Below are 23,646 nucleotides of genomic sequence, written 5' to 3'. Positions count from 1 at the left end.
GCGTCGCTCGCCGGAATCCGGGAGGCGATATGCAACATTCGCGCGCAGGAGTTGTATACCTGCTGGTCTCACGCTACGCAGTCTCTGCCTGAGGGATGGGCGCAGCGGCGGCCTGATGCGACGATCATATGCAACAAGCTATGCCCGGAGCGCACGGCAATTCTCGTCGCCGTTGTGTTGACGCTTCGCTTCGACGATCGCGCGTGGGCACCGAGTCATGCGTTTAACGCGAAGGCCCATTCGCTACACGGCAGCGCTAACCGGCCTTCAGCACGTCTCTCAGCTCGCGAAACGCATCCGCGCTGGGCGGGGCAGAAGCATCCTGGCGCATCGCGCTGTAGATTTTCGGCACCATGTCGAGGGCGTGGTCGAGCCCCGAATCACGCCCCGACTGGTATCCGCCCATCAGGCGAAGGTCGCGCGTGTCTTCATATTTGGCGATCATGGATCGCAGCTTGCTGACGAGCTCGCGCTCCTCGGGATCCCAGACGCAATGCGCAAGGCGCGAGACGGAGGCGAGAATGTCCACGGCCGGGTAGCGCGCCTGGTCGGCGATATGCCGGCTGAGCACGATGTGTCCATCCAGCGTGCTGCGAATGGTATCGGCGATCGGCTCGTTGTGATCATCGCCATCGACCAGCACGGAGAAGATTCCGGTGATCGTGCCGGTGCCTTCCTCTCCGGGCCCGGCCCGTTCGAGCAGGCGCGGCAGATCGGTGAAGACCGTCGGCGCGTAGCCGCGCGCGACCGCAGGCTCGCCGGCGGCGAGCGCGACTTCGCGGGAGGCGTGGGCAAACCGGGTGATCGAATCGACCACCAGCAGGACCGATTCGCCGCGGCCGCGAAAATATTCAGCGATCGCCATCGCGGTTTTCGGCGCCAGCCGTCGCATCATCGGGCTTTCGTCGCCCGTGGATACGATCGTGATGGCGCGGTCCCGGCCGTGGCCGAGCACATCCTCGACGAATTCGCGCACCTCGCGGCCGCGCTCGCCCACCAGGGCCAGGACGACGGTGTCAAAGCCGGTGCTGCGCGCCAGCATCGCGAGCAGGGTCGACTTGCCGACGCCGGAGCCGGCAAAGATGCCAACCCGCTGCCCTGCGCAGATCGGCGCGAACAGATCGATCACGCGCACGCCGGTGCGCAGCGGCTTGTGGACGCGCGCCCGCTTCATGGCCGAAGGCGCTTCCGCCTCGACCGAGACCGCGCGCGATCCCGGAATCAGCGCGCCGATCCCGTCGAGCGGCGCGCCGAGCGCGTTGATGACGCGCCCTTTCCAGCTCGCATCCGGCGCAAGCGACAACGGAGGCAGTCGGAATGCGACCGAGCCGAGCCCGCCTGCGAATTGCCGGTCGAACGGCTTTGCGATGATGCCGTCGCTGTCGATGCGAACCACTTCGCCGATCTGCGGCCTGCCACCTGACGTCACCGCGATGAGCTCGCCGAGCTTGACGAAACGGGACAGGCCGGACACGCGAAAATGCGTCGGCGCGATCTCCGAAATGGCGCCGCTGGTGCTTGCAATGGGGGTGCTCTGCTGCAGCTCTTGCAGCGCCCACTCGATTTGCCGGAGAGCGTTCAAGGGAAGTCCTCGGAAGGAAGGCTATTTGGCGGGGTCGCCCAGGGTGCGGATCGCGTTCTGAAGCGAGCTCTCAGTGCCCTCGACAAGCGAATTGGTGCCGTCGAAGGCGCGCGACGCCGACATCAGCCGCGTCAGCTCGAGCATCGGATTGGCGCCCGATCCCTCGACATAGCTTTGGCGAAAGCCGTCCCTGGTGAAGTCGGTTATGGCGGCCGCTGGACGATCGGGCACGATGCCCGAAGTGCCGTAGCGATCGAGGTTGGCCTCAGTGGGAATGTTGAACAGGCCGAGCGTTCCGATCTCGTTGCCGTCCTGGGTGATCGCGCCGCTGCGTGCGATGGCGAGGGGCCCGCCGTTCGGATCGACGGTGATCTGTGCCCCGCCCGAATCAATGACGGGAAAGCCGGTCAGCGTCTGAAGATCGCCATTGGGGGCAATCTGCAGGCGGCCGTCGCGCGTATAGACCGTGCCATTGGGGCCGGCGAACGCCAGCCAGCCCTGGCCCACCACCGCGACATCCAGCGGGTTGCCCGTCTCGGAGAGATTGCCGGCCTCGCGCGAGATGATGTTGTCGCCGGGCGAGGAAAACGCCACCGGATTTGTTCCGGCACGCGACAGCACCGTCTCGAATTTCACCACGTCGGTGCGGAACGCCGCCGTGTTGACGTTGGCGACGTTGTTGGCGATCGTCTGCAGGCGCTTCTCCAGCGCGACCTGGGCCGACAATCCCACATAAAGAGCCGATTGCATGACTTACTTTCCGAGCCGGATGGACTGAAGTTTCGAGAGAATGTCGGTATCCATGCTGGCAGTCGTCGACGCGCCGCCAATCAGGATCAGCGCGGGATTGGTCGAGCTGCCGTTGCTGATATCGCTCGAGGCCTGGCTCGCATCCCACATCGCCGCGAAGCGCTGCACGAATTTGGTGACCTTGGCCGGATCCTGGAAATCGGTGAGTTTGATCATCTTCGTCAGCATCGCAGCCTGGCTGTCGATGTCGGCCGAGCTGACGGTCGCCGACAGGCCGAGAGCCGTCTGCGCCACTTGCGTCAACGCCTTGTCAGCGAGGATCTGATAGGCGTTCTTGATCGAGGAGGCCTTGCGCGTGAAATAGAGCGCCAGCCGCAGGCCCTCGTTCTGGTCGCCGGCGTTCTGCTCCATCGTCTGCGTGACATATTGGGTGGCCGTGCCGGTCGTGGCCTGGGTGGTCTGCGTCGCGTTGCTGCCGAGCGCGGCAAAATTGAAGGCCGAGGCGAACTCACGGTAGCGAGAATCGGAGAGCTTGTTGGCGAAGGTATCCTTGGTCGCGACACCCTCGGTCAGCACCTTCCGCATGAACGCCTTGGCGTAGACCATGTCGCTGAGGCCGTAGGCCTTCATCGCGTAGGAGTAGAGGCGATAGTCCTTCAGGAAGTCGTCGATGCTCTTCACCTTGCCGATATTGGCGAGGAAATAGTCGGTCTCGCGGCTGACATCCGGCTGCTTCGCGACGAGCGTCAGCGACTTGCCCATGTCCTTGGTTAGTCTCGTGTAGTCCGCGATCGTGGATAGCATGACACGCGTCCCCTTACGGCCGTTGCGACATCGTCCCAAGCTGCCGCGAATAGCTTGCGCGGGGCTGGCCAGCGGGAAGCCAGCTTCGCGCAAGCGTCGCCGCATAGACATGGCCGACGGGATTGGCGATGGAGCGGCGCGTTGGGCAGTTTCGTGGGGATCATCATCACGGTGGCCGCCTTGCTCGGCGGATTTGCCGCCATGGGCGGGCATCTGGCCGTGCTCATGCAGCCGTGGGAATTCGTCATCATCTTTGGCACGGCGGCCGGCACCTTCATCGTCGCCAACCCCTGGAAGGTCGTGGCGGACACCGGGCTCGCGGCGGTTCAGGCCGTTACCGGGGCGGTGCCCGGGGAGCGCTACTATCTCGATCTCCTGGGCGCCCTTCACGCGCTGATGCGCGAGTTGCGGGGCAAGGGCCGCAACGAGGTCGAGGCGCATATCGACGATCCCTCATCCTCCGAGATCTTCAAGGCGTTCCCGAGCGTGCTGGCGGATACCGCGCTATTGCAGTTCATCTGCGATTACGTGCGCCTGATCATCATGGGCAACGCCCGCACGCACGAGATCGAGGCGCTGATGGACGAGGAGATCCATACCATCGTGAAGAGCAAGCTCACGCCCTATAACGCCCTCGTCGTGGTGTCGGAGGCGTTGCCGGCGCTCGGCATCGTCGCCGCCGTGCTTGGCGTCATCAAGGCCATGGGCGCGCTCGACCAGTCGCCCAAGCTGCTCGGCGGTTTCATCGGTGCGGCGCTGGTCGGCACGTTTGCCGGCATCTTCCTCTCCTACGGCATCATCTCGCCGTTCGCCCTGAAGATAAAGCTGACCCGCGAGAAGCGCTGCCGGCCCTACATCATCGTCAAGCAGACGCTGCTCGCCTTCATGAACGGCGCCATGCCGCAGATCGCGGTCGAGCACGGCCGCAAGATGATCGCCAGCACCGAGCGGCCGTCGATCGACGTGGTCGAGAACGAGACGATCGCCGGGCCGAAAGCCGTCGTGGCCGACGCCGAACCGAAGGCTGCCAGAGCATGATGATGGAAGGGATCGACGTCGAGCAGCAGAAGCGGCTGCCGAACTATTTGCTCGATGCGGCGGGCATATCCATCGACCGCATGCCGATGCTCAATGTGATCTTCGATCGCATGGCGGCATCCTGCACGGACAGTCTCCAGCCGATGGCGGGAACCCCCTGCTACTTTTCGGTCAACGACATCAGCAACGCCCGCGTCGGCGACGTCGTCAAGGATTACGAAGGCAACGCGGTCGCCGCGGTCCTCTATGCCGAGCAATGGGACGCCCGGGTCCTCGTCATGCTCGATCGCGATTTCGTATTCACGATGGTCGAGGCGCTGTTCGGCTCCGACGGTGCGGAGCCGCCGATCGATGTCGAACGAGCCTTCTCGAACATCGAGCTGCGTGTGGTGCAGGTGCTGTTCGAGCGCTTTGCCAAGGCGCTGCAATCGGCTTTCGCCGCGACGTCGGATGTCACCTTCAAGCTCGAGCGGGTCGAGACCGCGATGGCATCGCTCGCGATAGGGCGCAGCAGCAACATGTCGGTTTGTGCCAACATCATGCTCCAGGCGCTCTATCGCGGCGGGCAGATGTTCCTGATCATCCCGCATTCGGCGCTCAACCCGCTCAGGCAGAAGCTCGCCCATGTCGTCGTCTCCGACGGCCGGGCGGCCGATCCGAACTGGCGCGGGCAAATGGAGAGCGAGGTCCAGCGCACCGAGGTCACCTTGAACGCCGTGCTGGATGAGTGCGTGCTCTCCCTCGGAGAGGTCGCGCAGTTTCAGGTCGGGCAGGTCATCGAGCTCAACGCCACGCCGCGCACGCTCGCCAGGCTCGAGAACAACAACCAGGTGCTGTTCTGGTGTCAGATCGGCCAGCTCGATGGCTATTACGCCATGCAGGTAGCGGATCCCGTCGATCAGAAGCGGGAGTTTGTCGATGATATCCTATCTCGTTGATGCGGTTCTGCTCATTGCGCTCGCGTTCACCAGCATGCGGGTGACCCGTATGCATCGTGAGCTGGCGCGGCTGCGCAGCTACCAGGGCGAGTTCTCGACGATCGTGCAGGAGACCGCGGGCGCCTTCGATACCGTAATCAGGGCGGCCCATGACTCGACCGCCAATCTCGGTCGGCTGGCCAACGTGCTCAGCGCGAAAATCGATCAGGCTCACGAGGCGATCACGGCGCTGGACGCGCGGCGGTCGCAGGCTGTGCCGGGGACCAAAGGCGGCAGCGATGCGGGTGAGCCGTAGGCTACGTCCTGCGGACGCCGGGGTCGTCACCTGACGTCGGCGCGCAGGTAGGGGGATCGTCCCGGAGCAGATTTCCGGGAGGAACGTTTTCAAGAGGCAAGACCAAATGGCGCAAACTTTCGATTATGAGTCATCTGCCACCCGGGCGGCAGCGTCCGGCGAGGCACAAATCGACACCTCTCCGCTGGAGCGGCTGGCGGAGATCGCGGCGCGAACGGCCGAGGAATCCGGCAAGTTTGCCAATGTCGATGCGATCCTGCGCATTCCCGTCACCGTGCAGGTGGTGCTGGGTGCGGCTACCATGCCGGTAGCGAACCTCATGAAGCTCGGCCGCGGTGCGGTGGTCCCGCTCGACCACAGGGTCGGCGAACCCGTCGATGTCGTGGTCAACGGCCGGATCGTCGCGCGCGGCGAGGTCGTGGTCGTTGAAGAAGACAATTCCCGCTTCGGCGTGTCGCTCACGGAGATCGTCGGGCCGCTGGGCGGTCACGGTGAAGCCTGATCGTGGCGGAACCGATGGGCATCGCAACCTCCGTCAAGCAGCGCGGCGTGGCCTCGCTGGGAGGGACGGAGAAGGTCGCAGCACTCCTGCTCGCGATGGGCCGGCAGGCGGCCGCGAGCGTCCTGCAGCAGTTCGAGCCGCAGGAGATCCGCGTCGTCACGAAGGCGGCAGCCGAGCTGCGCCCGATCACGGCGCAGGAGCTGGAAGGGATCGTCGAGGAATTCGCCCAGCAGTTCTCGATGGGCGCCAATATTCTCGGCACGCTCGGGGGTCTCGAGGCCGTGCTCGGCGACGTCCTGCCGGCCGAGCAGGTCTCCCAGATCATGTCGGACCTGCTCGGCAATTCCTCGAGGTCAGTCTGGGATCGCGTATCGTCGGTCTCGGAGAACTCGCTCGCGAGCTACCTGTCCAAGGAACACCCGCAGACTGCGGCGGTGATCCTCTCCAAGGTCAAGCCCGCCTGTGCCGCCAAGGTTATGAGCCAACTTCCCTCGAGCCTGCGCAACGAATTGATGCGGCGCGTGCTGAGCCTGAAGCCGATCGTCGATGACGCGATCCGCATCGTCGAGAAGACGCTGCATGAGGACCTGACGTTGAACTTCGCCCGGAACCTCGGCGCCGACACCTATGCGCGGGTTGCCGATATCATCAACAAGATGGAGCGCGGCCACATCGAGGACATGCTGAAGAGCCTGTCGGAGAAACGTCCGAAGTCGGCGGAGGTGCTCAAAGAGCTGCTGTTCACGTTCGACGACGTGGTCAACCTGACGCCGAAGGCGCGCACCATGATCTTCGACCAGGTGCCGACCGACCGCATCGTCGTCGCGCTGAAGGGCACGGACAAGAATTTCCGCGAGCTGATCCTGTCCTCCGTCGCCTCGCGCGTCAGGCGCGTCGTCGAGCACGAACTGGCGATCGGCGAGCCGTCGAACCAGCGCGACGTGCTGGAGGCGCGGCGCGTCATCACCGACCTCGCGCTCGATCTGGCGGAGCGCGGCGAGATCGAGCTCAACCCCGACCAGGAGGATGAGCTGGTCTTTCGCTGACCGGCGAACAGCATGGCAGAGACATCCGATCAGGAGAGCAAAACCGAAGAGCCGACCGAGAAGAAGATCCGCGATGCCATCGAGCAGGGCAGGATTCCGGTATCTCGGGAGGCTTCCGTCTTCGCCTCGATGGCGGCGCTGATGGTGATCCAGGCGTTCCTGATCGGGCAGGGCGTGCAGCAGCTCGTTCCGACCCTGAAAGCTCTGCTCGACGACCCCGACGGCTTTCGCCTGCGGACGGCCGCGGACGCAAAGGATCTCCTGTCGGTCGTCGGGCTGGAGTCGCTGCGCTTCCTGCTTCCGCCGGTTCTCGTTCTCGCGGTATTCGGACTGGCAGCCTCGCTGCTCCAGAACGCGCCGCGGCTGGTGTTCGCCCGCATCCAGCCGGATTTTTCGCGGATATCGCCCGCGCAGGGCTGGAGTCGTCTCTTTGGGACGCAAGGGCTCGTGGAATTCGCGAAATCGGTCTTCAAGCTCGTCTCGGTGAGCCTCGTCGTCGGCTTCGTACTGCGATCCTCCGAGGCGAGGGCATTCGAGGCGATGTATACAGATCCGGTCGCGTTGCCGGAGATGATCCTGACCATCGCGATGCGGATCGTGTCGGCGATCTGCATTGCGACCATCGTGCTGGTGGCGATCGATCTCGCCTGGGCGCGCTTCCACTGGCGGCGCGAGCTGCGCATGACGAGGCAGGAGCTCAAGGACGAGCACAAGCAGGCCGAAGGTGATCCGCTGATCAAGGCGCGGCTGCGGTCGCTGGCACGCGATCGCTCGCGCCAGCGAATGATCGCGGCTGCATCGCGCGCCTCGCTCGTGATCGCGAACCCGACGCATTTCGCGGTGGCATTGCGCTATCAGCGCGACGAGAATCCGGCGCCGATGGTTGTCGCCAAGGGCATGGATGCGATCGCGCTCAAGATCCGCGCGGTGGCCGAAGAGAACAGAATTCCGGTGATCGAGAACAAGGCCTTGGCGCGGGCGCTCTACGAGGCAGTGCAGGTCGATCAGTTGATCCCGCCGGAATTCTTCCGGCCGGTCGCCGAGATCATCTATTTCCTGCAATCGCAGAAGGCGCCGCGAAGCGAAAAGGTTCAATGATGCGTCTTGCGGCGAAAGCTTGAGAAAAGCTTAACTTCCTATGTTCGTCTGCATAGACGAGATCGGGAGCTGCCGTGGGACCGCTTTATCTGTTTGAACTTGCTTCCTCGCAAGCCCGGTGGCTGGAGCTGCGCCAGTCGACGATCGCAGCGAACGTCGCCAACGTGAACACGCCCGGCTTCAGGGCGCGTGACGTCGAACCGTTCAACAAGGTTCTCGATGCTACCCCGGTCAGGCTCGCGACGACATCGCCGTCGCACATGCAGTTGAGTGCGGCCGAGACCGATACGCGAACCAACGCCAAGAAGGACAGCTGGGACGTCGTGCACTCCGGCAACTCCGTCAGCCTTGAGCAGGAGATGCTCAAGGGCGGCGAGGTCAATCGAGACTATTCGATGAATGCCGCGATCGTGCGGTCGTTCCACCGGATGCTGCTGTCCGGCGTGAAAGCCTGAGGTGATCTGACATGGTGGATTCCCTGCAGGCTTCGCTCGCGGTTGCGAGCTCCGGTCTCGAGGCGCAGTCGACGCGGATGCGCATCGTCTCGGAAAACCTGGCGAACGCGAATTCGACGGGGCGCATCGCTGGTGCCGACCCATATCAGCGCAAGACCGTGACCTTCGATGCCGAGATGGATCGCGCTGCGGGTGGCCAGCTCGTCAAAGTCAAGGAAGTCGGTGTCGATACCAGCCCATACCGCGTCGAATACGAGCCGGGCCATCCGGCTGCCGACAAGGCCGGCTACGTCAAGCTGCCCAACGTCAACATGATGATCGAGATGGCCGACATGCGCGAAGTCAATCGATCCTATGAGGCCAACCTTCAGGTCGTAAAACAGGTGCGGTCGATGGTTGGCATGACCATCGATCTCCTAAGGAGCTGACGATGTTAGAGGCAATTGCGTCCACCGCGATCTCCGCGGGTCAGGCGGTAGCCCGCTCGATTGAAGCACAAGTGACCGCGCCTGCGGCAGGCGCCGTTCAGTCGGGTGGGGAGGTCGGCTTCGACTCCGTGCTCAAGCAGGTCACGACGGATGCGATCGGGACGCTCAAGGCCGGTGAGGCCGCGTCGATCTCGGCGATCCAGGGCAAGGAATCGACGCGGCGCGTCGTCGAGGCGTTGATGTCGGCGGAGCAGGCGCTGCAAACGGCGGTCGCGGTTCGCGACAAGGTCGTGCAGGCCTACCAAGAAGTCGTTCGCATGTCGATCTGATCTGAAGGAATCATGCTGTGAAATCGCTCGCCATCGCGGCCACCGGAATGAATGCGCAACAGACCAACATCGAGGTCATTGCGAACAACATCGCCAACATCAACACGACGTCGTTCAAGCGGGCGCGTGCGGAGTTCACCGATCTGTTCTACCAGATGGATCGCATGCAGGGCGTTCCGAACGCGACGGGCTCCTCGCCGATCCCCGAGGGCGCCAATCTCGGCCTTGGCGTCAGGTCGGCGGCCATCCGCAAGCTGCACATCCAGGGTGCGCTCACGCAGACGGGCAATCCCTACGATCTGGCGATCAACGGCCGCGGCTGGTTTCAGGTGTTGGGCCCGAACAATGAAGTGCAATACACGCGCGCGGGCTCGTTCAACACCAACGCCAACGGTCAGCTCGTCACAATGGACGGCTATTTGCTGGATCCTGCGATCACGGTGCCGCAGGGAACGGTCCAGGTGACGGTCAACCAGACCGGCCAGGTGTTTGCCAAGCTGGACACGGAGGTGAATCCGCGCCAGATCGGCCAGCTCAACCTCGCGAACTTCGCCAACGAAGCCGGCCTCGAGCCGCTAGGCAGCAATCTCTATCGTGAGACTACGGCTTCCGGAACGCCAGTCGTCGGGCTGCCGGGCGATTCCGGCTACGGCAAGATCAACCAGCAATATCTCGAGGCTTCGAACGTCGATCCCGTCAAGGAAATCACCGAACTGATCTCCGCGCAGCGCGCCTATGAGATGAATGCCAAGGTCATCACGGCCTCGGATGAGATGGCCCAGACCGTGTCGAAGGGGCTTGGCCGCTAGTTCCGGTGTATCCATGTCGAACAGGCTCGGCCTGATCATGCGCGGGTTGGCCGCCGCGCTGCTGGTGCTCGCCTCAGCATCCCTGGCTGCGGCCGAGGATCGCCGGCTTCCGGTGCCGGCCGTGTCGATCCGCGCGGGCGAACTGATCCGCGAGGACATGATCACGGAGCGTGCCTTTGCGGCCAACCTCCTCGGCGTCGCCATGTTCATCGAAGGACGTCAGGTGTTGGTCGGACGCATGGCGCGGCGGACGCTGTTGCCGGGCCAGCCGATCCCGACCAATGCGGTCGAGGATCCCTGGACCGTCGCGCGCGGGGCCATGGTCAAGGTCGTGGTCGAAGACAGTGGCCTCTCGATTGTCACCTATGGCTCGGCCCTGCAATCGGGCGCGGCCGGCGCGCTCATTCCGGTACGCAACACCGACACCGGCGTGATCATCAAGGGCATCGTCCAGCCGGACGGCACCGTTAAGGTCATGGATGGATCATGATCAGGCTGCTGCTTGCGTTCATTCTCATCGTCTCCGCGGCAAGCGCACAGGCCGCAGTCCGCATCAAGGACATCGCTGATATCAAGGGACTGCGCGAAAACCAGATCGTCGGCTACGGGCTCGTCATCGGCCTCAACGGCACCGGCGACACGCTGCGCAACGCGCCATTCACGGAACAGTCGCTCCAGTCGATGCTCGAGAACATGGGCATCAACGTCAGGAACGATACCACCAGCACGAACAACACGGCGCGGCCAACGACGCTGCGCACCCGCAACGTCGCGGCCGTCATGGTGACCGCGGACCTGCCGCCGTCGATTTCGCCCGGCGAGCGTATGGATGTGACGGTGTCCTCGCTCGGAGACGCCACCTCGCTGCTCGGCGGCACGCTCGTGATGACGTCGCTGCGGGCGGCCGACGGCGCGGTCTATGCGGTGGCGCAAGGCGCCGTCACCGTTGCCGGCTACAGCGTCGGAGGTCAGGCGCAGAACGTCAGCCAGGGCACGCCGACCGCCGGTCGCATTCCGAACGGCGCGCTGGTCGAACGGGAGGTGCAGGGGAGCCTTCACGAGATGGAGTTCCTCGTGCTCGAGCTCAAGAATCCCGATTTCGTCACCGCAACGCGAATCCTCGATGCCATCAACCGCTACGCCGGCGGCCGCTACCGGTCACAGATCGCCTTCGAGCGCGATTACCGGACCATCGTGCTGTCGAAGCCGAGCTATGCCGGCCCGGTCCGCTTTCTCGCCGAGATCGGCGAGTTGACGGTTGAGCCGGATACGCCTGCGCGAGTCGTCATCAACGAGCGCACCGGCACGGTGGTCATCGGGCGCGACGTGCGGATATCGACCGTTGCGGTGACGCACGGCAATCTGACGGTCCGTGTGACGGAGCTTCCCGTCGTGTCGCAGCCCGCGCCGTTCTCGCAAGGCAAGACCGTGGTCGTTCCGCAGACCATGGTCGAGGCCAACGAGGCCGGGGCCCAGGTTGCGATCCTCAGCGGCGTCGATTTGCAGCGCCTGGTGCGCGGTCTCAACCAGATCGGCCTGAAGCCGTCCGGCATCATCGCGATCCTCCAGGCGATTAAGACGGCCGGCGCGCTGCAGGCGGATGTGATCGTCCAATGACGCGCAAGCGCCATGCAAGCCTGATCGCGCATGTCTGTCGTCTCAATCGAGATTCGCGCGCGGCCCGATGCTGAAGCTGGATTACAAAACGCATCTCCTCTACCTGATCACGGCGTCCGTGCTGGTGAGCGCATCGCCGGCTGCGGCGCTGGACGAGCCGAAGCCGTCAAAGCCGCTCAATCTGCTCTCCTTTGCGCGATCGCGCGCGGCGGGCCCGCAGAAGCCGCGCGCGCCGATCACGCCGCTTCCTAATGATACGAACTCTGTCAGGGCGACGGCCTGGGCTGCGGAGGATGCCGCACCCCTGACCACCGGCGCGGTGCCTGCTCCCGAGACGCAGCCTGTCGCGCGCGCGGCCAAGCCGGGCAGCGTCCCTCCGAAGCCCGCGCCACCCGTTGCGGCTGCGGCGGCAGAGAACGATGTTGCGCAATTCTGCAGCAGCGTCGCGGACCCCGCCGTCGACGCCCGGCTGGCCTGGCAGCTGAAGGAGCTGGAGAAGGCCGAGACTCTGCTGCGCGAGCGGATCGCGGAGGTCGAGGCCAAGCGGGCCGAATATGAGAAATGGATGGCCCTGCGCGACGAGTTCCTGAAGAAGGCCGAGGCGAGCGTGGTCGAGATCTATTCGCGCATGAAGCCGGAGTCTGCCGCAATCCAGATCGCCAGCATGGCGGACGACACCGCCGCGGCCGTGCTCGCCAAGCTGAGCCCCAGGAATTCGAGCGCGATCTTCAATGAGATGGATACGGCACGCGCAGCGCATCTGGCCGATCTGCTCGGCGGAATGCGTCGCGTGGACGACGGAAAGACCAAGTAGATGAAGAAGCCGGTGCTCATCCTGTCGCTGGTGTTCCTGAGCGGTTGCGCCCAGGACCCGTCCGAGATCCTGCGTGGGCCGCAATTGTCTCCCGTGGGCGACGGCCTGAGGACGCAGGCCTATCCGATCCCGGTGACGCCCCGCGTCCGCACGCCGGTCAGCTACCGTTCGACCTGGGACGATGGTACCGATCTCTACCGCGATCCCCGGGCGCGGCGCGTCGGTGACGTCGTGACGGTGATCATCTCGATGCAGGACAAGGCGAAGCTCGACAACAAGACCGATCGCTCGCGCGATTCCCAGATCAAGGTCGGTCTCGACTGGCTGATGGACGTTGCAGGATGGAGCGACAAGGGCCAGACCAACGCCAATCTCAGCACAAACACCCAGATCAAGGGCAACGGCCAGATCGATCGCGCGGAAGACATCAAGCTGTCGATTGCCGCGATCGTGACCGACGTGCTGCCGAACGGCAATATCATGATCAGCGGATCGCAGGAGTTTCGTGTCAACACGGAAATGCGCGTGCTCAACGTCGGGGGCATCGTGCGTCCGCGGGACATTTCGCGGGGAAACACGATCTCTTATGAGAAGATCGCCGAGGCACGCGTGTCCTATGGTGGTCGCGGAAATCTGTCTGACGTCCAGCAGCCGGGATGGGGGCATCGGATTTATGACACCGTGGCGCCATTCTGATTTGCAAGGCACGTGCACCGGATCGCGGAGCCGCGGGACGCCATGCGCCTGATCGCGGCCATCGTGATCCTGACGCTGATCGCGGCCGGCGCCGGCGCCATCACGGGCTATCACCTGCTGGTGACGGCCGAACGCGTCGTCGACGCCAGGAAGAACGTGACTCCGCCTCCCGTTGCGTCGACCTACACCGGCACTGCGCGGTTGCGGAAGCTGTCGCCGGTCGTCACCAATCTCGCGGCGCCCGCCAACAACTGGGCCCGCGTCGAGGCCTCCATGGTCACGGATAGCATGAATGACGAGGAGGCGGGCATTTTGGCCGCTCACATCAGCGAGGACATCGTCGCCTATCTCAGGTCGGCGACGGCTGCCCAGTTCGAAGGTGCGCGGGGCCTTCAGCATCTGCGGGATGACCTGTCCGAGCGCGCCAATGTCCGCTCCTCGGGCAAGGTCCGGGAATTGATTATCGAGACGTTGGTGATCCAGTGAGAACGAGAGTCCTGCTGCTTGCATTGCTGCTGATTCTGCTGCCCGAGGCGGCGTCCGCACAGATCCCGGACCTCAACTCCCTGCTGCCTCCGGGGAACGGCTCGACCAGCGGCCGCATCGTCCAGCTCATGGCGCTGATCACGGTGCTGTCCGTGGCACCGGGCCTGCTCATCATGGTGACCAGCTTCACGCGCTTTGCGGTCGCGCTGTCGTTCCTCAGGGCCGGCCTCGGCCTGCAGACGACGCCGGCCAATCTCGTCCTGATCAGCCTGGCGCTGTTCATGACGTTCTACGTCATGGCACCGACCTTCGATCGGGCCTGGGAGACCGGCGTTCAGCCGCTCATGAAGAACGAGATCTCGGAGGAGGAGGCCTATTTGCGGATCACCGATCCGTTCCGCGAGTTCATGCTGGCCCATGTCCGCGACAAGGATCTGCAGACCTTCGAGGCGCTCGCTGCGGAAAGTTTCCGCAGGAAGTTCGACGACAAGCGCATCGACATGCGCGTGATCATTCCGGCCTTCATGATCTCCGAGCTACGCCGCTCCTTCGAGATCGGCTTCCTCATCATCCTGCCGTTCCTCGTCATCGATATGATCGTGGCGACGCTGACGATGTCGATGGGCATGATGATGATGCCGCCCACGGTGATCGCGCTGCCGTTCAAGATGCTGTTTTTCGTACTGATCGATGGCTGGAATCTGCTCGCCTCCGGACTGGTGCGATCGTTCTCGTAGGACGATCGGTCCTGCCGGCGCGGCATGGTTACCGAAACGCAAACGGATGCCCTTGTTATTGCGGCGAAATTCGCGCGCCTCTTAAGCTACAAATAACGTTCGGCTGCTAGTTACGGGGCCACGGCAGGTTGGACCCCACCCATATCCAGTCCAAAGGCATGATGCCGCCCTGCCGTACCGGTGAAAGCCCGGTATGTCCCCTCATGAAAATGTAACGCGTACATAAAGGGACATTCCACATGTCAAGCCTGCTCACGAACTCGTCCGCTATGACCGCCCTGCAGACCCTGCGGTCGGTCAGCCAAAGCATGGCCAGCACGCAAAGCCGGATCTCGACCGGCCAGCGCGTTGCGACAGCTTCGGACAACGCGGCTTATTGGTCGATCGCGACCTCGATGCGCGCCGACAACGCGGCGCTCTCTGCCGTCTCCGACTCGCTCGGTCTCTCGGCCGCGACCGTCGACACCCAGTACACCGGGCTGAACCAGGTCCTTGGCACCGACGGCAACAGCGGCCTGAACAAGCTCCAGTCGCTGCTGGTCGAGGCCAAGACGGCCGGTATCGACCGGACGAAGATCCAGTCGGAAATCACCCAGATCCAGGGGGACATGAAGAACACCGCCAATTCGGCGACCTTCAACAGCGTGAACTGGCTGAGCACGACCGCGACCACGCCGACCACCGTCAGCCTTGTGTCGTCCTACTCGCGCGTCGGCGCCACGCCCACGACGAACACGATCGGCGTGACTGTTGCCAACTACTCACTCTAGACCAGCACCCAGGGCGGTATTCTCGACAAGGTGAGCGCCACGACCAGCGTGTCGGTTGACACGATGAACATCAGCGCGCTGACCGATTCAGCGACCGACCAGGCCACGCTCGACGGCTACATCGCGCAGGTCACCGGTGCCATCAACACCGTCAGCCAGTCCGCCGCCGACCTCGGTGCCATCAAGAACCGCATCTCGAACAACTCCGACTTCGTCAAGTCGCTGCAGGACTCGATCACCCGCGGTATCGGCCAGCTCGTCGATGCCGACATGAACGCGGAATCCACCCGTCTGTCGGCCCTCCAGGTTCAGCAGCAGCTGGGCGTTCAGGCGCTCTCGATCGCCAACCAGAACAGCCAGAGCCTCCTGTCGCTGTTCCGCTAAGCCTCGCTCACCCATGCGGAAAGGCCGCGCTCTCGCGAGCGCGGCCTTTTTCGTTCCGGTCCGTACGATCCCTGATCCACGTCCCGGCTCCGCGCCACAAGCCTCGCGCAAGCTTCGAGCGCTATCCTTGCTGCTACGACAGGTTGGGTCTCGACCGAATTCGAGATGCCCAAAGGCATGACGTCGCCCTGTCGTACCGGTGAGAGTCCGGTATGTCCCCAGCCAAAAGCTCAATTCCACTTTCAAAGGGACATTAACGATGGCTTCCAGCCTGCTTACCAACTCGGCCGCGATGACCGCACTGCAAACCCTGCGGTCGGTCAGCTCGAACATGCAGACGACTGAAAACCGGATCTCGACCGGTCAGCGCGTCGCGACCGCGTCGGACAACTCGGCCTATTGGTCGATCGCGACCTCGATGCGCGCCGACAACGCGGCGCTCTCCGCCGTCTCCGACTCGCTCGGCCTGTCGGCGGCGACCGTCGACACCGAATATACTGCGCTGACCTCGGTTCTGGGCAGCGACGGCAACTCCGGCCTGAACAAGCTCGAGGCGCTGCTCGTCGAAGCCAAGACGGCCGGTATCGACCGCAAGAAGATCCAGTCGGAAATCACCCAGATCCAGCAGGATATGAAGAACACCGCCAATTCGGCGACGTTCAACGGGGTGAACTGGCTCAGCACGAACGCGACCACGCCGACCAACGTCAACCTCGTGTCGTCGTTCTCGCGCGTCGGCGGCACGCCAACGATCAACACGATCGGCGTGACGGTCGCCAACTACTCGCTCTACACCAGCACGCAGGCGGGTTTTCTCGACACCGTCAGCGCCACGACCAGCGTGTCCGTCGACACCATGAACATCGGCGCGCTGACGGACTCGGCGACCGACCAGGCCACGCTCGACGGCTACATCGCGCAGGTCACCGGTGCCATCAATACGGTCAGCCAGTCCGCCGCCGACCTCGGTGCCATCAAGAACCGCATCTCGAACAACACGGACTTCGTGAAGTCCCTGATGGATTCGGTGACCCGCGGTATCGGCCAGCTCGTTGACGCCGACATGAACGCGGAATCGACTCGCCTTCAGGCCCTCCAGGTCCAGCAGCAGCTCGGCGTGCAGGCGCTATCGATCGCCAACCAGAACAGCCAGAGCATCCTGTCGCTGTTCAAGTAAGCCTCGGCTCGAACAACGACCGTGCTCCCATGGGAGCACGGTCCCCGCCGTAAACGGCGGATGTAATGATGCGGCCTCCGACATGGTCTGCCACCATCAGCGGCGACGTCTCGCAGCGCCTGCGCACGTCGACGTTCCGGCGTGCGGCCGTTGCCGACCATCCGTTCCAAGACCTTATGCAAAATTGCAACGCCTGCGCGGCGAACTGACTCGCTTCGAGTCGCGCGCAACCTTCAGACAAGGTTGGCAGCGGAGTGTCATTTGCGTTCGCATTGGTACGAGGTCATATGCTCAGTCGCGCGCAGGTGCAGCAGCTGCTCAACAATCTGCTGGAGCTTGGCCCGCGACGCCTGATGGCATTGGGGCTGATCGGTTTTGCCGTTCTCGTCACCGTCGTGGGCGGCGCCTATTATCTGAGCCGGCCCGAATTCGAGACCCTCTACACTGGCCTGACGCGCGAGGAGGTAACGCGTATCGGCGCCGCGCTGCGCGAGCAGAATATCGCCTTTGACGTCAACGCGGCGGGCGATGCGATCTCGGTCCGCCCGAGCCAGACCATGCAGGCGCGCATGCTGCTGGCCGAGAAAGGGCTGCCGACCAGTGCGAATTCCGGCTACGAGCTGTTCGACAAGATCGGCTCGCTGGGCCTGACCTCCTTCATGCAGGAGGTCACCAAGCTCCGCGCGCTCGAAGGCGAGATCGCGCGCACCGTTCAGCTCATGAAAGGCGTGAAGGCGGCGCGGGTCCACATCGTCCTTCCCGTGCGCGGATCGTTCCGCGCCACGCAGCAGCCTCCGTCCGCGTCCGTCGTGCTGCGTACCGACGGCGCGATCGAGGCGCGCACCGCGCAATCGATCCGGCATCTCGTCGCCGCCGCCATTCCCGGCATGACGCGCGACAAGGTGACGGTGCTGGATGCCGACGGCTCGATGCTGCTCGCCGAGGAGGACGAGGCCAGCGCTGCGCCGACCAAGATGGCTAGCCTCCAGAAGATGGTCGGCCAGATGGTGCAGGAGAACATCCGCAAGGCGCTGACGCCGTATCTCGGTCTTGACAATTTCGAGGTCAGCGTCGCGCCGCAGCTGTCGACCGACAAGCGGCAGATCAACGAGACCGTCTATGATCCGGAAGCGCGGGCCGAACGCTCGGTGCGGAACGTCCGCGAGAAGGAGACGTCGCAGAACGCGGATCGCTCGACGCCGACCACGGTGCAGCAGAATCTTCCGGACCAGCAGGTTAATTCCGGCGGCACCAAGAATTCCAACGAGGAGAAGAATCGCCGCGAGGACGTCACCAATTTCGAGGTGTCGTCCAAGACCACGACGACGGTCAGCGACGGCTACTCCGTGAAAAAGCTCTTCATCGCCGTGCTGATCAACCGCGCGCGGCTGGTCGCCGATCTCGGCGACAAGACCAACCAGGCCATCGTCGACAGCAAGATCGCCGAGATCGGCCAGCTCGCGGCCACCGCCGGCGGACTGGACAAGCAGCGCGGCGACCAGATCCAGGTGACGGCCGTCGATTTCGTCGAGGGCTCGCGCGAGCTGGTACCGGTGCCGCCGATCGGCTTCGTCGAGATGCTGAACCGGCAGATGGGAAGCTTCATCAACGCGGTCACGATCCTGGCCGTCGCCGCGATGCTGGTCTGGTTCGGCCTTCGTCCTGCCGTGAACGGCATCCTGACCCATCGCGCGCAGCAGGAGCAGGCCGAAGCCGCCGACGTTGCGGCGCAGCTCGAAGCCGCGGCGCTCGCGCTGCCGGAACAGGAGGAGGCGGAGCTCAACCTGGTCGAAGACCTCGAAGGCAAGATGCAGCGCACGCCGCAGAAGCGGCTTGAGCAGATCGTGCGTCTCGACCAGACGCAGGCGGCGGCAATCCTCAAAGAGTGGATGCGTCGGGAGGAGGCGGCATGAACGCGGCAATCGGAAAGCTACTCACGCAGTTCGACGCCAACGGACGGGCGAGGCCGGCCGACAAACCCAAGCTTCCGGAGCCGGCGGCAAAGCCGAAGGAGGTCAGGCGGGAGCCGCCGCCTCAGCTTCAATCCCAGCCTCAGCCCGCCGTGCCGAAGGTTGAGACGCCGCCCGTCAATCTCCTCGATGATGCCTATCGGCGCGGCTACGCCGCGGGCGTTGCGGAAGGCGATGCCAAGCTTGCGGAAGAGCGCGTGCGCGGCGCGATCAGGCTCGGCGAAGAGCGGGCCAAATGGTCGGATCAGCAGGCGGTCGCGATCGTGAACGGATTTGGTGCGGCCTGCCGCGAGCTCGAAACCAATATCGCCAGTGCGGTCGCCCGCATCCTGCAGCCGTTCCTCGCCGATGCGGTCCGCGACAAGGCCGTTGCGGCTCTGGTCGCGCAGATATCGACGCTGACCTGCCAGTCGCCCGTGCCGGTGTTCAAGATCACGGGGCCGAGCGATCTGCTCGAGTTGGTCAAGGCGCAGCTCGACACGGCGCGGCGGACCGGCATCGAATATCAGGTTGCCGACAGTTTCGAAATCCGCGTGGTCGCCGACCAGACCGTGATCGAGACGCAGATCACGCCGTGGATCGAGCGTCTGAAGGACGCGCGACGGTAATCCGCCATGAGCGACGTCCAACCCGAGCTTGTGATCATCCGCCGCCGCAGCGCTTTCGACGATGCGCCGGCCAAGGGCGGCGTCTGGAAGATCGCCTATGCGGACTTCATGACCGCGATGATGGCGTTCTTCCTGGTGATGTGGTTGCTCAACGCGCTCAATCAGGACCAGCGCCAGATCGTGGCGAGCTACTTCAATCCGATCGAGCTCGCAGAGAACGCGCCGGCACCGAAAGGTCTGAAGGATCCCGTCAAGAAGGACCCTGCGGCGTCCGAGGGCCAGGAGGGCAAGCGCAAGCCGGCAGGCCCGAACGAGGAGCGTCGCGGCGATTCGCCCACGGCCGAGAAGCCGCCGTTCTACGAGGAGAAGGTGCTGTTTCGCGACCCTTACGCGACCCTCGCGGAAATCGCCGCTGGTTCGAGCCAGGCGGCGGGGCAGCGGCGCGTCGGGGCGCTCGCCTCCGCCGAGGAAGAGGGCCTGAAGGGCGGCGAGGCCTATCGCGACCCCTTCGATCCCGGCTTCTGGAAGTTCGCGCCGCAAACGGCGAAGGACGGGCGGGCGAGCCAGACCGAGCCAGCTCCAAATCCGGCCGCACGTGAAAATGCGGCCGCCGCGGATCAAGGCGAGCCCGCGCGTCGTAGCAAGGCTGACGAGGTCGGCGCCGCGGCCGAGGCGCAAGCGCAGTCCGCCGCTATGTCGCCTCTGCTGCCGCCGGCTCCTGCACCTCCGCAGGCCGGCCGCGACGGCAAAGCGCAAGCCAGTCCTCAGGCCAACGCGCAGGCGAATTCTGCCGCAAAGGACACCGAGCCGCGCGAGGCGGCACAGGCGCAGCAGCCCACGGTCAAGCAGTTGCAAGCCGCGATCACCGACGTGCTCTCGGACATCAAGGCCGGCGCCGGGCCGGTGGCGGAGGTGCGCCAGGTCGAGGAAGGCCTGCTCGTCAGTCTGACCGACGACGCGAGTTTTGGCATGTTCGCGGTCGGCTCCGCCGAGCCGCGCTCCGAACTGATCCGCGTCATCGACAAGATCGGGCCGCTGCTGACCAAGCGCCCGGGCACGATCATCGTGCGCGGCCATACCGACAATCGGCCCTACCGGTCGGACACCTACGACAACTGGCGGCTTTCGACCGCGCGCGCCCAGATGGCCTATTACATGCTGGTTCGCGCCGGCGTCGATGCGCAGCGGATCGAGCATGTCGAGGGTTATGCCGATCGCCGTCCAAAGCTCACGAACGATCCGGCGGCGGCACAAAATCGCCGGATCGAGATCTTGATCCGGGAGAAGCGCCCGTGATCGGCCCGAGAATTTTCGCGTTGCTCCTGGTGCCGTTCGCTGCGACGAGCGCGCTCGCCGTATCGCCGGAGCCTGCGCCATCGTCGGAGGAGCCGTATGCGCTAGTTCGTTCGCTGCAGGCGGTGCAGGACGGCATCGCCAGCGGCGACGCCGCGGCGCATGGCGGCCATCTCGCGCTGATCCGGCAGATCGGCGAGAAATTCCTTGCCGCCGATCCAGGCGTGTGGAGCAACCCGCAGAACGGCCAGGCGATCGTCGTCTACCTGCTCAGTGGCGGCGCGCCGCAGATCGTGCGCAAGCTGCCGCGCGAGCGGATCAATGTCGACGAGCGGCTGTTCAACGGCGCGCTCGCCTATGTCGAGGGCCGCCAGGACGAAGCGCGGGAGCTTTTGAAGGACGTCAAGCCGCGCACGATTCCCTCGAGCATGAGCGGACAGATCGCGCTGGTGCAGGGCGCGCTGCTCGCAAGTTCCGATGCACCGGTCGCGATCGAGCGCTTGGACGATGCGCGTCTGCTTCTGCCGGGCACGCTCGTGGAAGAGGCGGCGCTGCGACGCGAGGTTCCGCTGGTCGGGCAAGCCGAGGATTTCGACAAGTTCGAGTTCCTGACGCAGGCCTATATCCGGCATTATCGCAATTCCGTCTATGCCGGCGACTTTTGGCAGCGGTTTTCCTCGGCCTTGACGCGTTCGAGCCTCGCGCTCGACGAGCACCGCTTTTCACGGATCGTGGCGTTGCTCGACCAGATCGACCGCGCCAACCGTCTCAAGCTCTATCTGGTGATCGCGAAAAGCGCTCTCGTCCACGGACGGCTTGCCGTGGTGCGTCTTGCAGGCGAGCAGGCGCTGTCGCTGAGCGCCGACGGGAGCGTGGAGCGCGAGCGGGCGCATCTGTTCCGGGGGAGCGCCCGGGTGCTCACCGACGACTATGAAGGCGGCCTCAGTGAACTGAAGGCGGTCGACAGGCCGAAGCTGCCGGAGCGCGAGGCGTCTCTTCTCAATGCAAACATCCAGCTCGCGCTCGACGTCCGCAAGCCGATCTCCGGCCCGCCATCCGCCGTCGCCGCCGACAAGCCGCCGCCCACGCCGGCGCGTCTGGATCTGGCGTCGTCGGTCGCGACCCTTGCGCGTGCGCAAAGGCAGCTCGAAGAGCTGGAGCTTCTGACCAAGGACCGCCGCCCATGACCAAGCTCAACGGCACTTCCGGACAGCTCTTCTCGGCCGTCGCCGAAAGCATCAATGCGCGCGGAACGGTTCGCTCCGGAAAGAGCTTGACCGGGCAGGGTACCGCGGACTCCGGGTTTCACGATCTGCTTCACACGGTGTCGAACCTCGCGAAACGGGCCTTGAATGATTCCGGAAACGAAGCAGCCGTGAAGTCGGGGACACTGCGCACGCACCTCGCGCAATTGACCGAGCGCGACGAGTCGAAGGACGAGACGGTCGACGATCGGGTCGATTCGGCCGAAGAGCCGCAAGGCAGCGGCAAGCACGATCCGCTCGATCTCGCACCGAAGGCGGAGGTCCAGAGCCGCTTGAGCCTTCCCACAACGGTCGGGTCAGAGCTTGCGGCCGCGGCGCTCATCAAGCCGCAGGCGGAACCGCTCTCGGGTGACAAGAAGGATGCGCCCGCGCGATCCGAGCGCTTCCTTGGCGGGCGCGAGCTATCGGCGGCAAGCGTTGCCAAAGCGCAAACGGCTGACATCGCCCAAGCCGGAACCCGGACGCAAGCCGACGCGCCGCAGCTTGCGACAGTGCCGCAAGGCAATGCGCCCACGCCAAAGGCCATGCCTGGAGCATCTGGTTTCGAGGCCGTCACAGCGAATGTCGAGCGGGCCGCGAAGGTGTCCGCTCGCGATGCGTTGCCCGAAGCGGCCAAGGTGACCGTCGTGCAGCAAGAGACCCATCTTCCACCCGTTGCGCAATTCACCGCGCCTCAGCAGGTGGCGAATGCCGTCGTCACCGAATTGGAGAGCTCCGCGGCGCCGGCGTCAACCGCCGCACCCGATCTCGCCTCAGCGCAGGGCAATGCTCCAGATCAGCCGCTGAAGATTCTGACCATCAGCCTCGAGCCGCCCGCGCTCGGCAATGTCACCGTGCGGCTTCGCCTGGTCGGCGAGGCCGTCTCTGTTCACCTCGCGGCCGACCGCAAGGATACCAGCCAGCTGCTCGACCAGCAGCGCGACTCGATCCGCGAGCTGATGCAGTCGGCTGGTTATGTCGCCGAGGTCGCGCCGGTCCAGCACGGCGCGCTGGATGGATTTCAGGCGGGCTCAGGCCAGTCGCAGCCCTCGCTATCCGGCCAGCCGCAGTCGCAGAACGCGCAAGGATCGTTCGACGGCTCGAGCCCATCGTCCGGCCAGTCGGACAGTGGAGCGAGGCAAGCAAGGGACGAGCGCCAGCCCAACCAGGAGACGCGTCATGAGCAGGACGTGGCCCAGCGCACTCGTCGCGGCCCTGTTTATCTTTAGTGCGACCGCCGCCGCGGCGGGCGCGGACAGCATGCGCTCCTGCGAGCGCGAGATGGCGCGCGCGGCGCAAGTACACGGCATTCCGCTCGGTATCCTCTATGCGGTCGGTCTCACCGAAACCGGCCGCCGCGGTGCGCTCTACCCTTACGCGCTCGGCGCCGAAGGCCAGACGGTGTTTGCCAAGAATCTCGACGATGCGATGGCAAATTTCGAGGCGATGCGCCGTCGGGGCGTCAAGCTGATCGATCTCGGCTGCATGCAGATCAATCACTACTATCACGGCGACAAATTCGCTTCCGTGCGCGCGATGTTCGATCCCGCCAGCAACGTCGACTACGCCGCGCGCTTCCTCAAGGAGCTGAAGCAGCGCGAGGGAAGCTGGACCATGGCGGTCGCCCGCTACAATGCGGGGCCCAACAATCAGCCCGCGCAGAAGCGCTACATCTGCCACATCGTCGATCATCTCGTCTCGAGCGGGTTCGGTGCCTGGACCGACAAGGCGCGCGCCTTCTGTCAGAAGGAGGCGGCGTGACGATGATGTGCGAGC

General features: G+C 64.5%; 26 protein-coding genes and 1 pseudogene. 24 read left to right on the top strand and 3 right to left on the bottom strand.

The annotated features are described in order from the left end of the window. Positions 1–256: 256 nt before the first annotated feature. The 3 genes from fliI to NLM33_RS20515 are packed head-to-tail and all read right to left on the bottom strand — an operon-like array spanning position 257 to position 3,136. A complete protein-coding gene (gene fliI, locus NLM33_RS20525) occupies positions 257–1,582 on the bottom strand; it encodes a flagellar protein export ATPase FliI (RefSeq protein WP_254098092.1) in 1,326 nt (441 codons plus the stop codon). A 21-nt stretch (positions 1,583–1,603) separates the two neighbouring features. After that, positions 1,604–2,332, bottom strand: a complete 729-nt coding sequence (gene flgF, locus NLM33_RS20520) for a flagellar basal-body rod protein FlgF (RefSeq protein WP_254098090.1) — start codon at positions 2,330–2,332, stop codon at positions 1,604–1,606. Positions 2,333–2,335: 3 nt separating this feature from the next. Next, on the bottom strand, positions 2,336–3,136 hold the full coding sequence (locus NLM33_RS20515) for a DUF1217 domain-containing protein (protein WP_254098088.1): 801 nt from the start codon (positions 3,134–3,136) through the stop codon (positions 2,336–2,338). A 141-nt stretch (positions 3,137–3,277) separates the two neighbouring features. Between NLM33_RS20515 and motA the strand changes: the two genes are divergently transcribed. The 24 genes and pseudogenes from motA to NLM33_RS20395 all read left to right on the top strand — a co-directional run bounded on the left by motA (position 3,278) and on the right by NLM33_RS20395 (position 23,631). Beyond that, the gene (motA, locus tag NLM33_RS20510; protein ID WP_254098086.1) at positions 3,278–4,174 is read left to right on the top strand and encodes a flagellar motor stator protein MotA; all 897 of its coding nucleotides are present in this window, start codon (positions 3,278–3,280) and stop codon (positions 4,172–4,174) included. After that, a complete protein-coding gene (locus NLM33_RS20505; protein ID WP_254098084.1) occupies positions 4,171–5,112 on the top strand; it encodes a flagellar motor switch protein FliM in 942 nt (313 codons plus the stop codon). Before motA ends, NLM33_RS20505 begins: the two co-directional genes overlap by 4 nt. Beyond that, the gene (locus NLM33_RS20500) at positions 5,093–5,407 is read left to right on the top strand and encodes a hypothetical protein (protein ID WP_254098082.1); all 315 of its coding nucleotides are present in this window, start codon (positions 5,093–5,095) and stop codon (positions 5,405–5,407) included. Before NLM33_RS20505 ends, NLM33_RS20500 begins: the two co-directional genes overlap by 20 nt. Before the next feature lie 106 nt (positions 5,408–5,513). Continuing rightward, positions 5,514–5,909: a flagellar motor switch protein FliN gene (gene fliN, locus NLM33_RS20495; protein WP_254098080.1), complete on the top strand. Its 396-nt coding sequence runs from the start codon at positions 5,514–5,516 to the stop codon at positions 5,907–5,909. A gap of 2 nt (positions 5,910–5,911) precedes the next feature. Continuing rightward, the gene (locus NLM33_RS20490) at positions 5,912–6,955 is read left to right on the top strand and encodes a flagellar motor switch protein FliG (protein ID WP_254098078.1); all 1,044 of its coding nucleotides are present in this window, start codon (positions 5,912–5,914) and stop codon (positions 6,953–6,955) included. Positions 6,956–6,967: 12 nt separating this feature from the next. Continuing rightward, positions 6,968–8,053: a flagellar biosynthesis protein FlhB gene (gene flhB, locus NLM33_RS20485; protein ID WP_254098076.1), complete on the top strand. Its 1,086-nt coding sequence runs from the start codon at positions 6,968–6,970 to the stop codon at positions 8,051–8,053. A 74-nt stretch (positions 8,054–8,127) separates the two neighbouring features. Further along, on the top strand, positions 8,128–8,508 hold the full coding sequence (flgB, locus tag NLM33_RS20480) for a flagellar basal body rod protein FlgB (protein WP_254098074.1): 381 nt from the start codon (positions 8,128–8,130) through the stop codon (positions 8,506–8,508). Positions 8,509–8,519: 11 nt separating this feature from the next. Beyond that, positions 8,520–8,936, top strand: coding sequence for a flagellar basal body rod protein FlgC (flgC, locus tag NLM33_RS20475; protein WP_254098072.1), 417 nt, complete (start codon positions 8,520–8,522; stop codon positions 8,934–8,936). A 2-nt stretch (positions 8,937–8,938) separates the two neighbouring features. Further along, the gene (locus NLM33_RS20470; protein WP_254098070.1) at positions 8,939–9,265 is read left to right on the top strand and encodes a flagellar hook-basal body complex protein FliE; all 327 of its coding nucleotides are present in this window, start codon (positions 8,939–8,941) and stop codon (positions 9,263–9,265) included. A gap of 17 nt (positions 9,266–9,282) precedes the next feature. Then, on the top strand, positions 9,283–10,074 hold the full coding sequence (gene flgG, locus NLM33_RS20465) for a flagellar basal-body rod protein FlgG (protein WP_254098068.1): 792 nt from the start codon (positions 9,283–9,285) through the stop codon (positions 10,072–10,074). Between the two features lie 13 nt (positions 10,075–10,087). Continuing rightward, a complete protein-coding gene (gene flgA / locus NLM33_RS20460; protein WP_254098066.1) occupies positions 10,088–10,564 on the top strand; it encodes a flagellar basal body P-ring formation chaperone FlgA in 477 nt (158 codons plus the stop codon). Continuing rightward, positions 10,561–11,691, top strand: a complete 1,131-nt coding sequence (flgI, locus tag NLM33_RS20455; RefSeq protein ID WP_254098064.1) for a flagellar basal body P-ring protein FlgI — start codon at positions 10,561–10,563, stop codon at positions 11,689–11,691. The genes flgA and flgI overlap by 4 nt, the downstream gene beginning before the upstream one ends. Before the next feature lie 67 nt (positions 11,692–11,758). Continuing rightward, entirely contained in the window at positions 11,759–12,505 is a 747-nt protein-coding gene (locus tag NLM33_RS20450; protein ID WP_254098062.1) for a MotE family protein, read from the top strand. Next, positions 12,506–13,201, top strand: coding sequence for a flagellar basal body L-ring protein FlgH (gene flgH / locus NLM33_RS20445; RefSeq protein WP_254098060.1), 696 nt, complete (start codon positions 12,506–12,508; stop codon positions 13,199–13,201). Between the two features lie 42 nt (positions 13,202–13,243). Further along, positions 13,244–13,687: a flagellar basal body-associated FliL family protein gene (locus NLM33_RS20440; RefSeq protein WP_254098059.1), complete on the top strand. Its 444-nt coding sequence runs from the start codon at positions 13,244–13,246 to the stop codon at positions 13,685–13,687. Then, positions 13,684–14,424, top strand: coding sequence for a flagellar type III secretion system pore protein FliP (gene fliP, locus NLM33_RS20435; protein WP_254098058.1), 741 nt, complete (start codon positions 13,684–13,686; stop codon positions 14,422–14,424). The genes NLM33_RS20440 and fliP overlap by 4 nt, the downstream gene beginning before the upstream one ends. A 239-nt stretch (positions 14,425–14,663) precedes the next feature. After that, positions 14,664–15,578 (top strand): annotated as a pseudogene (locus NLM33_RS20430) (flagellin). A 259-nt stretch (positions 15,579–15,837) separates the two neighbouring features. Beyond that, positions 15,838–16,755 (top strand): flagellin, encoded by a 918-nt coding sequence (locus NLM33_RS20425; RefSeq protein WP_254098057.1) that lies wholly within the window; start codon positions 15,838–15,840, stop codon positions 16,753–16,755. A gap of 287 nt (positions 16,756–17,042) precedes the next feature. After that, on the top strand, positions 17,043–18,668 hold the full coding sequence (gene fliF, locus NLM33_RS20420; protein ID WP_254098056.1) for a flagellar basal-body MS-ring/collar protein FliF: 1,626 nt from the start codon (positions 17,043–17,045) through the stop codon (positions 18,666–18,668). Continuing rightward, positions 18,665–19,333, top strand: a complete 669-nt coding sequence (locus NLM33_RS20415) for a hypothetical protein (RefSeq protein WP_254098054.1) — start codon at positions 18,665–18,667, stop codon at positions 19,331–19,333. The genes fliF and NLM33_RS20415 overlap by 4 nt, the downstream gene beginning before the upstream one ends. A 6-nt stretch (positions 19,334–19,339) precedes the next feature. Next, positions 19,340–20,629: a MotB family protein gene (locus NLM33_RS20410; RefSeq protein ID WP_254098052.1), complete on the top strand. Its 1,290-nt coding sequence runs from the start codon at positions 19,340–19,342 to the stop codon at positions 20,627–20,629. Continuing rightward, positions 20,626–21,813 carry a chemotaxis protein gene (locus tag NLM33_RS20405; RefSeq protein ID WP_254098050.1) on the top strand — a complete coding sequence of 396 codons (1,188 nt, stop codon included), beginning with the start codon at positions 20,626–20,628 and terminating at the stop codon, positions 21,811–21,813. The genes NLM33_RS20410 and NLM33_RS20405 overlap by 4 nt, the downstream gene beginning before the upstream one ends. Further along, positions 21,810–23,099 carry a flagellar hook-length control protein FliK gene (locus NLM33_RS20400; RefSeq protein WP_254098048.1) on the top strand — a complete coding sequence of 430 codons (1,290 nt, stop codon included), beginning with the start codon at positions 21,810–21,812 and terminating at the stop codon, positions 23,097–23,099. The genes NLM33_RS20405 and NLM33_RS20400 overlap by 4 nt, the downstream gene beginning before the upstream one ends. Further along, positions 23,050–23,631: a transglycosylase SLT domain-containing protein gene (locus tag NLM33_RS20395; RefSeq protein WP_254098046.1), complete on the top strand. Its 582-nt coding sequence runs from the start codon at positions 23,050–23,052 to the stop codon at positions 23,629–23,631. The genes NLM33_RS20400 and NLM33_RS20395 overlap by 50 nt, the downstream gene beginning before the upstream one ends. The last annotated feature ends 15 nt before the right edge of the window (positions 23,632–23,646 follow it).

It is taken from the genome of Bradyrhizobium sp. CCGUVB1N3 (assembly GCF_024199925.1).
Lineage (GTDB): Bacteria > Pseudomonadota > Alphaproteobacteria > Rhizobiales > Xanthobacteraceae > Bradyrhizobium.
Note: the sequence above shows the minus strand (reverse complement) of the source record. Positions and strands in the feature narration are given on the sequence as shown.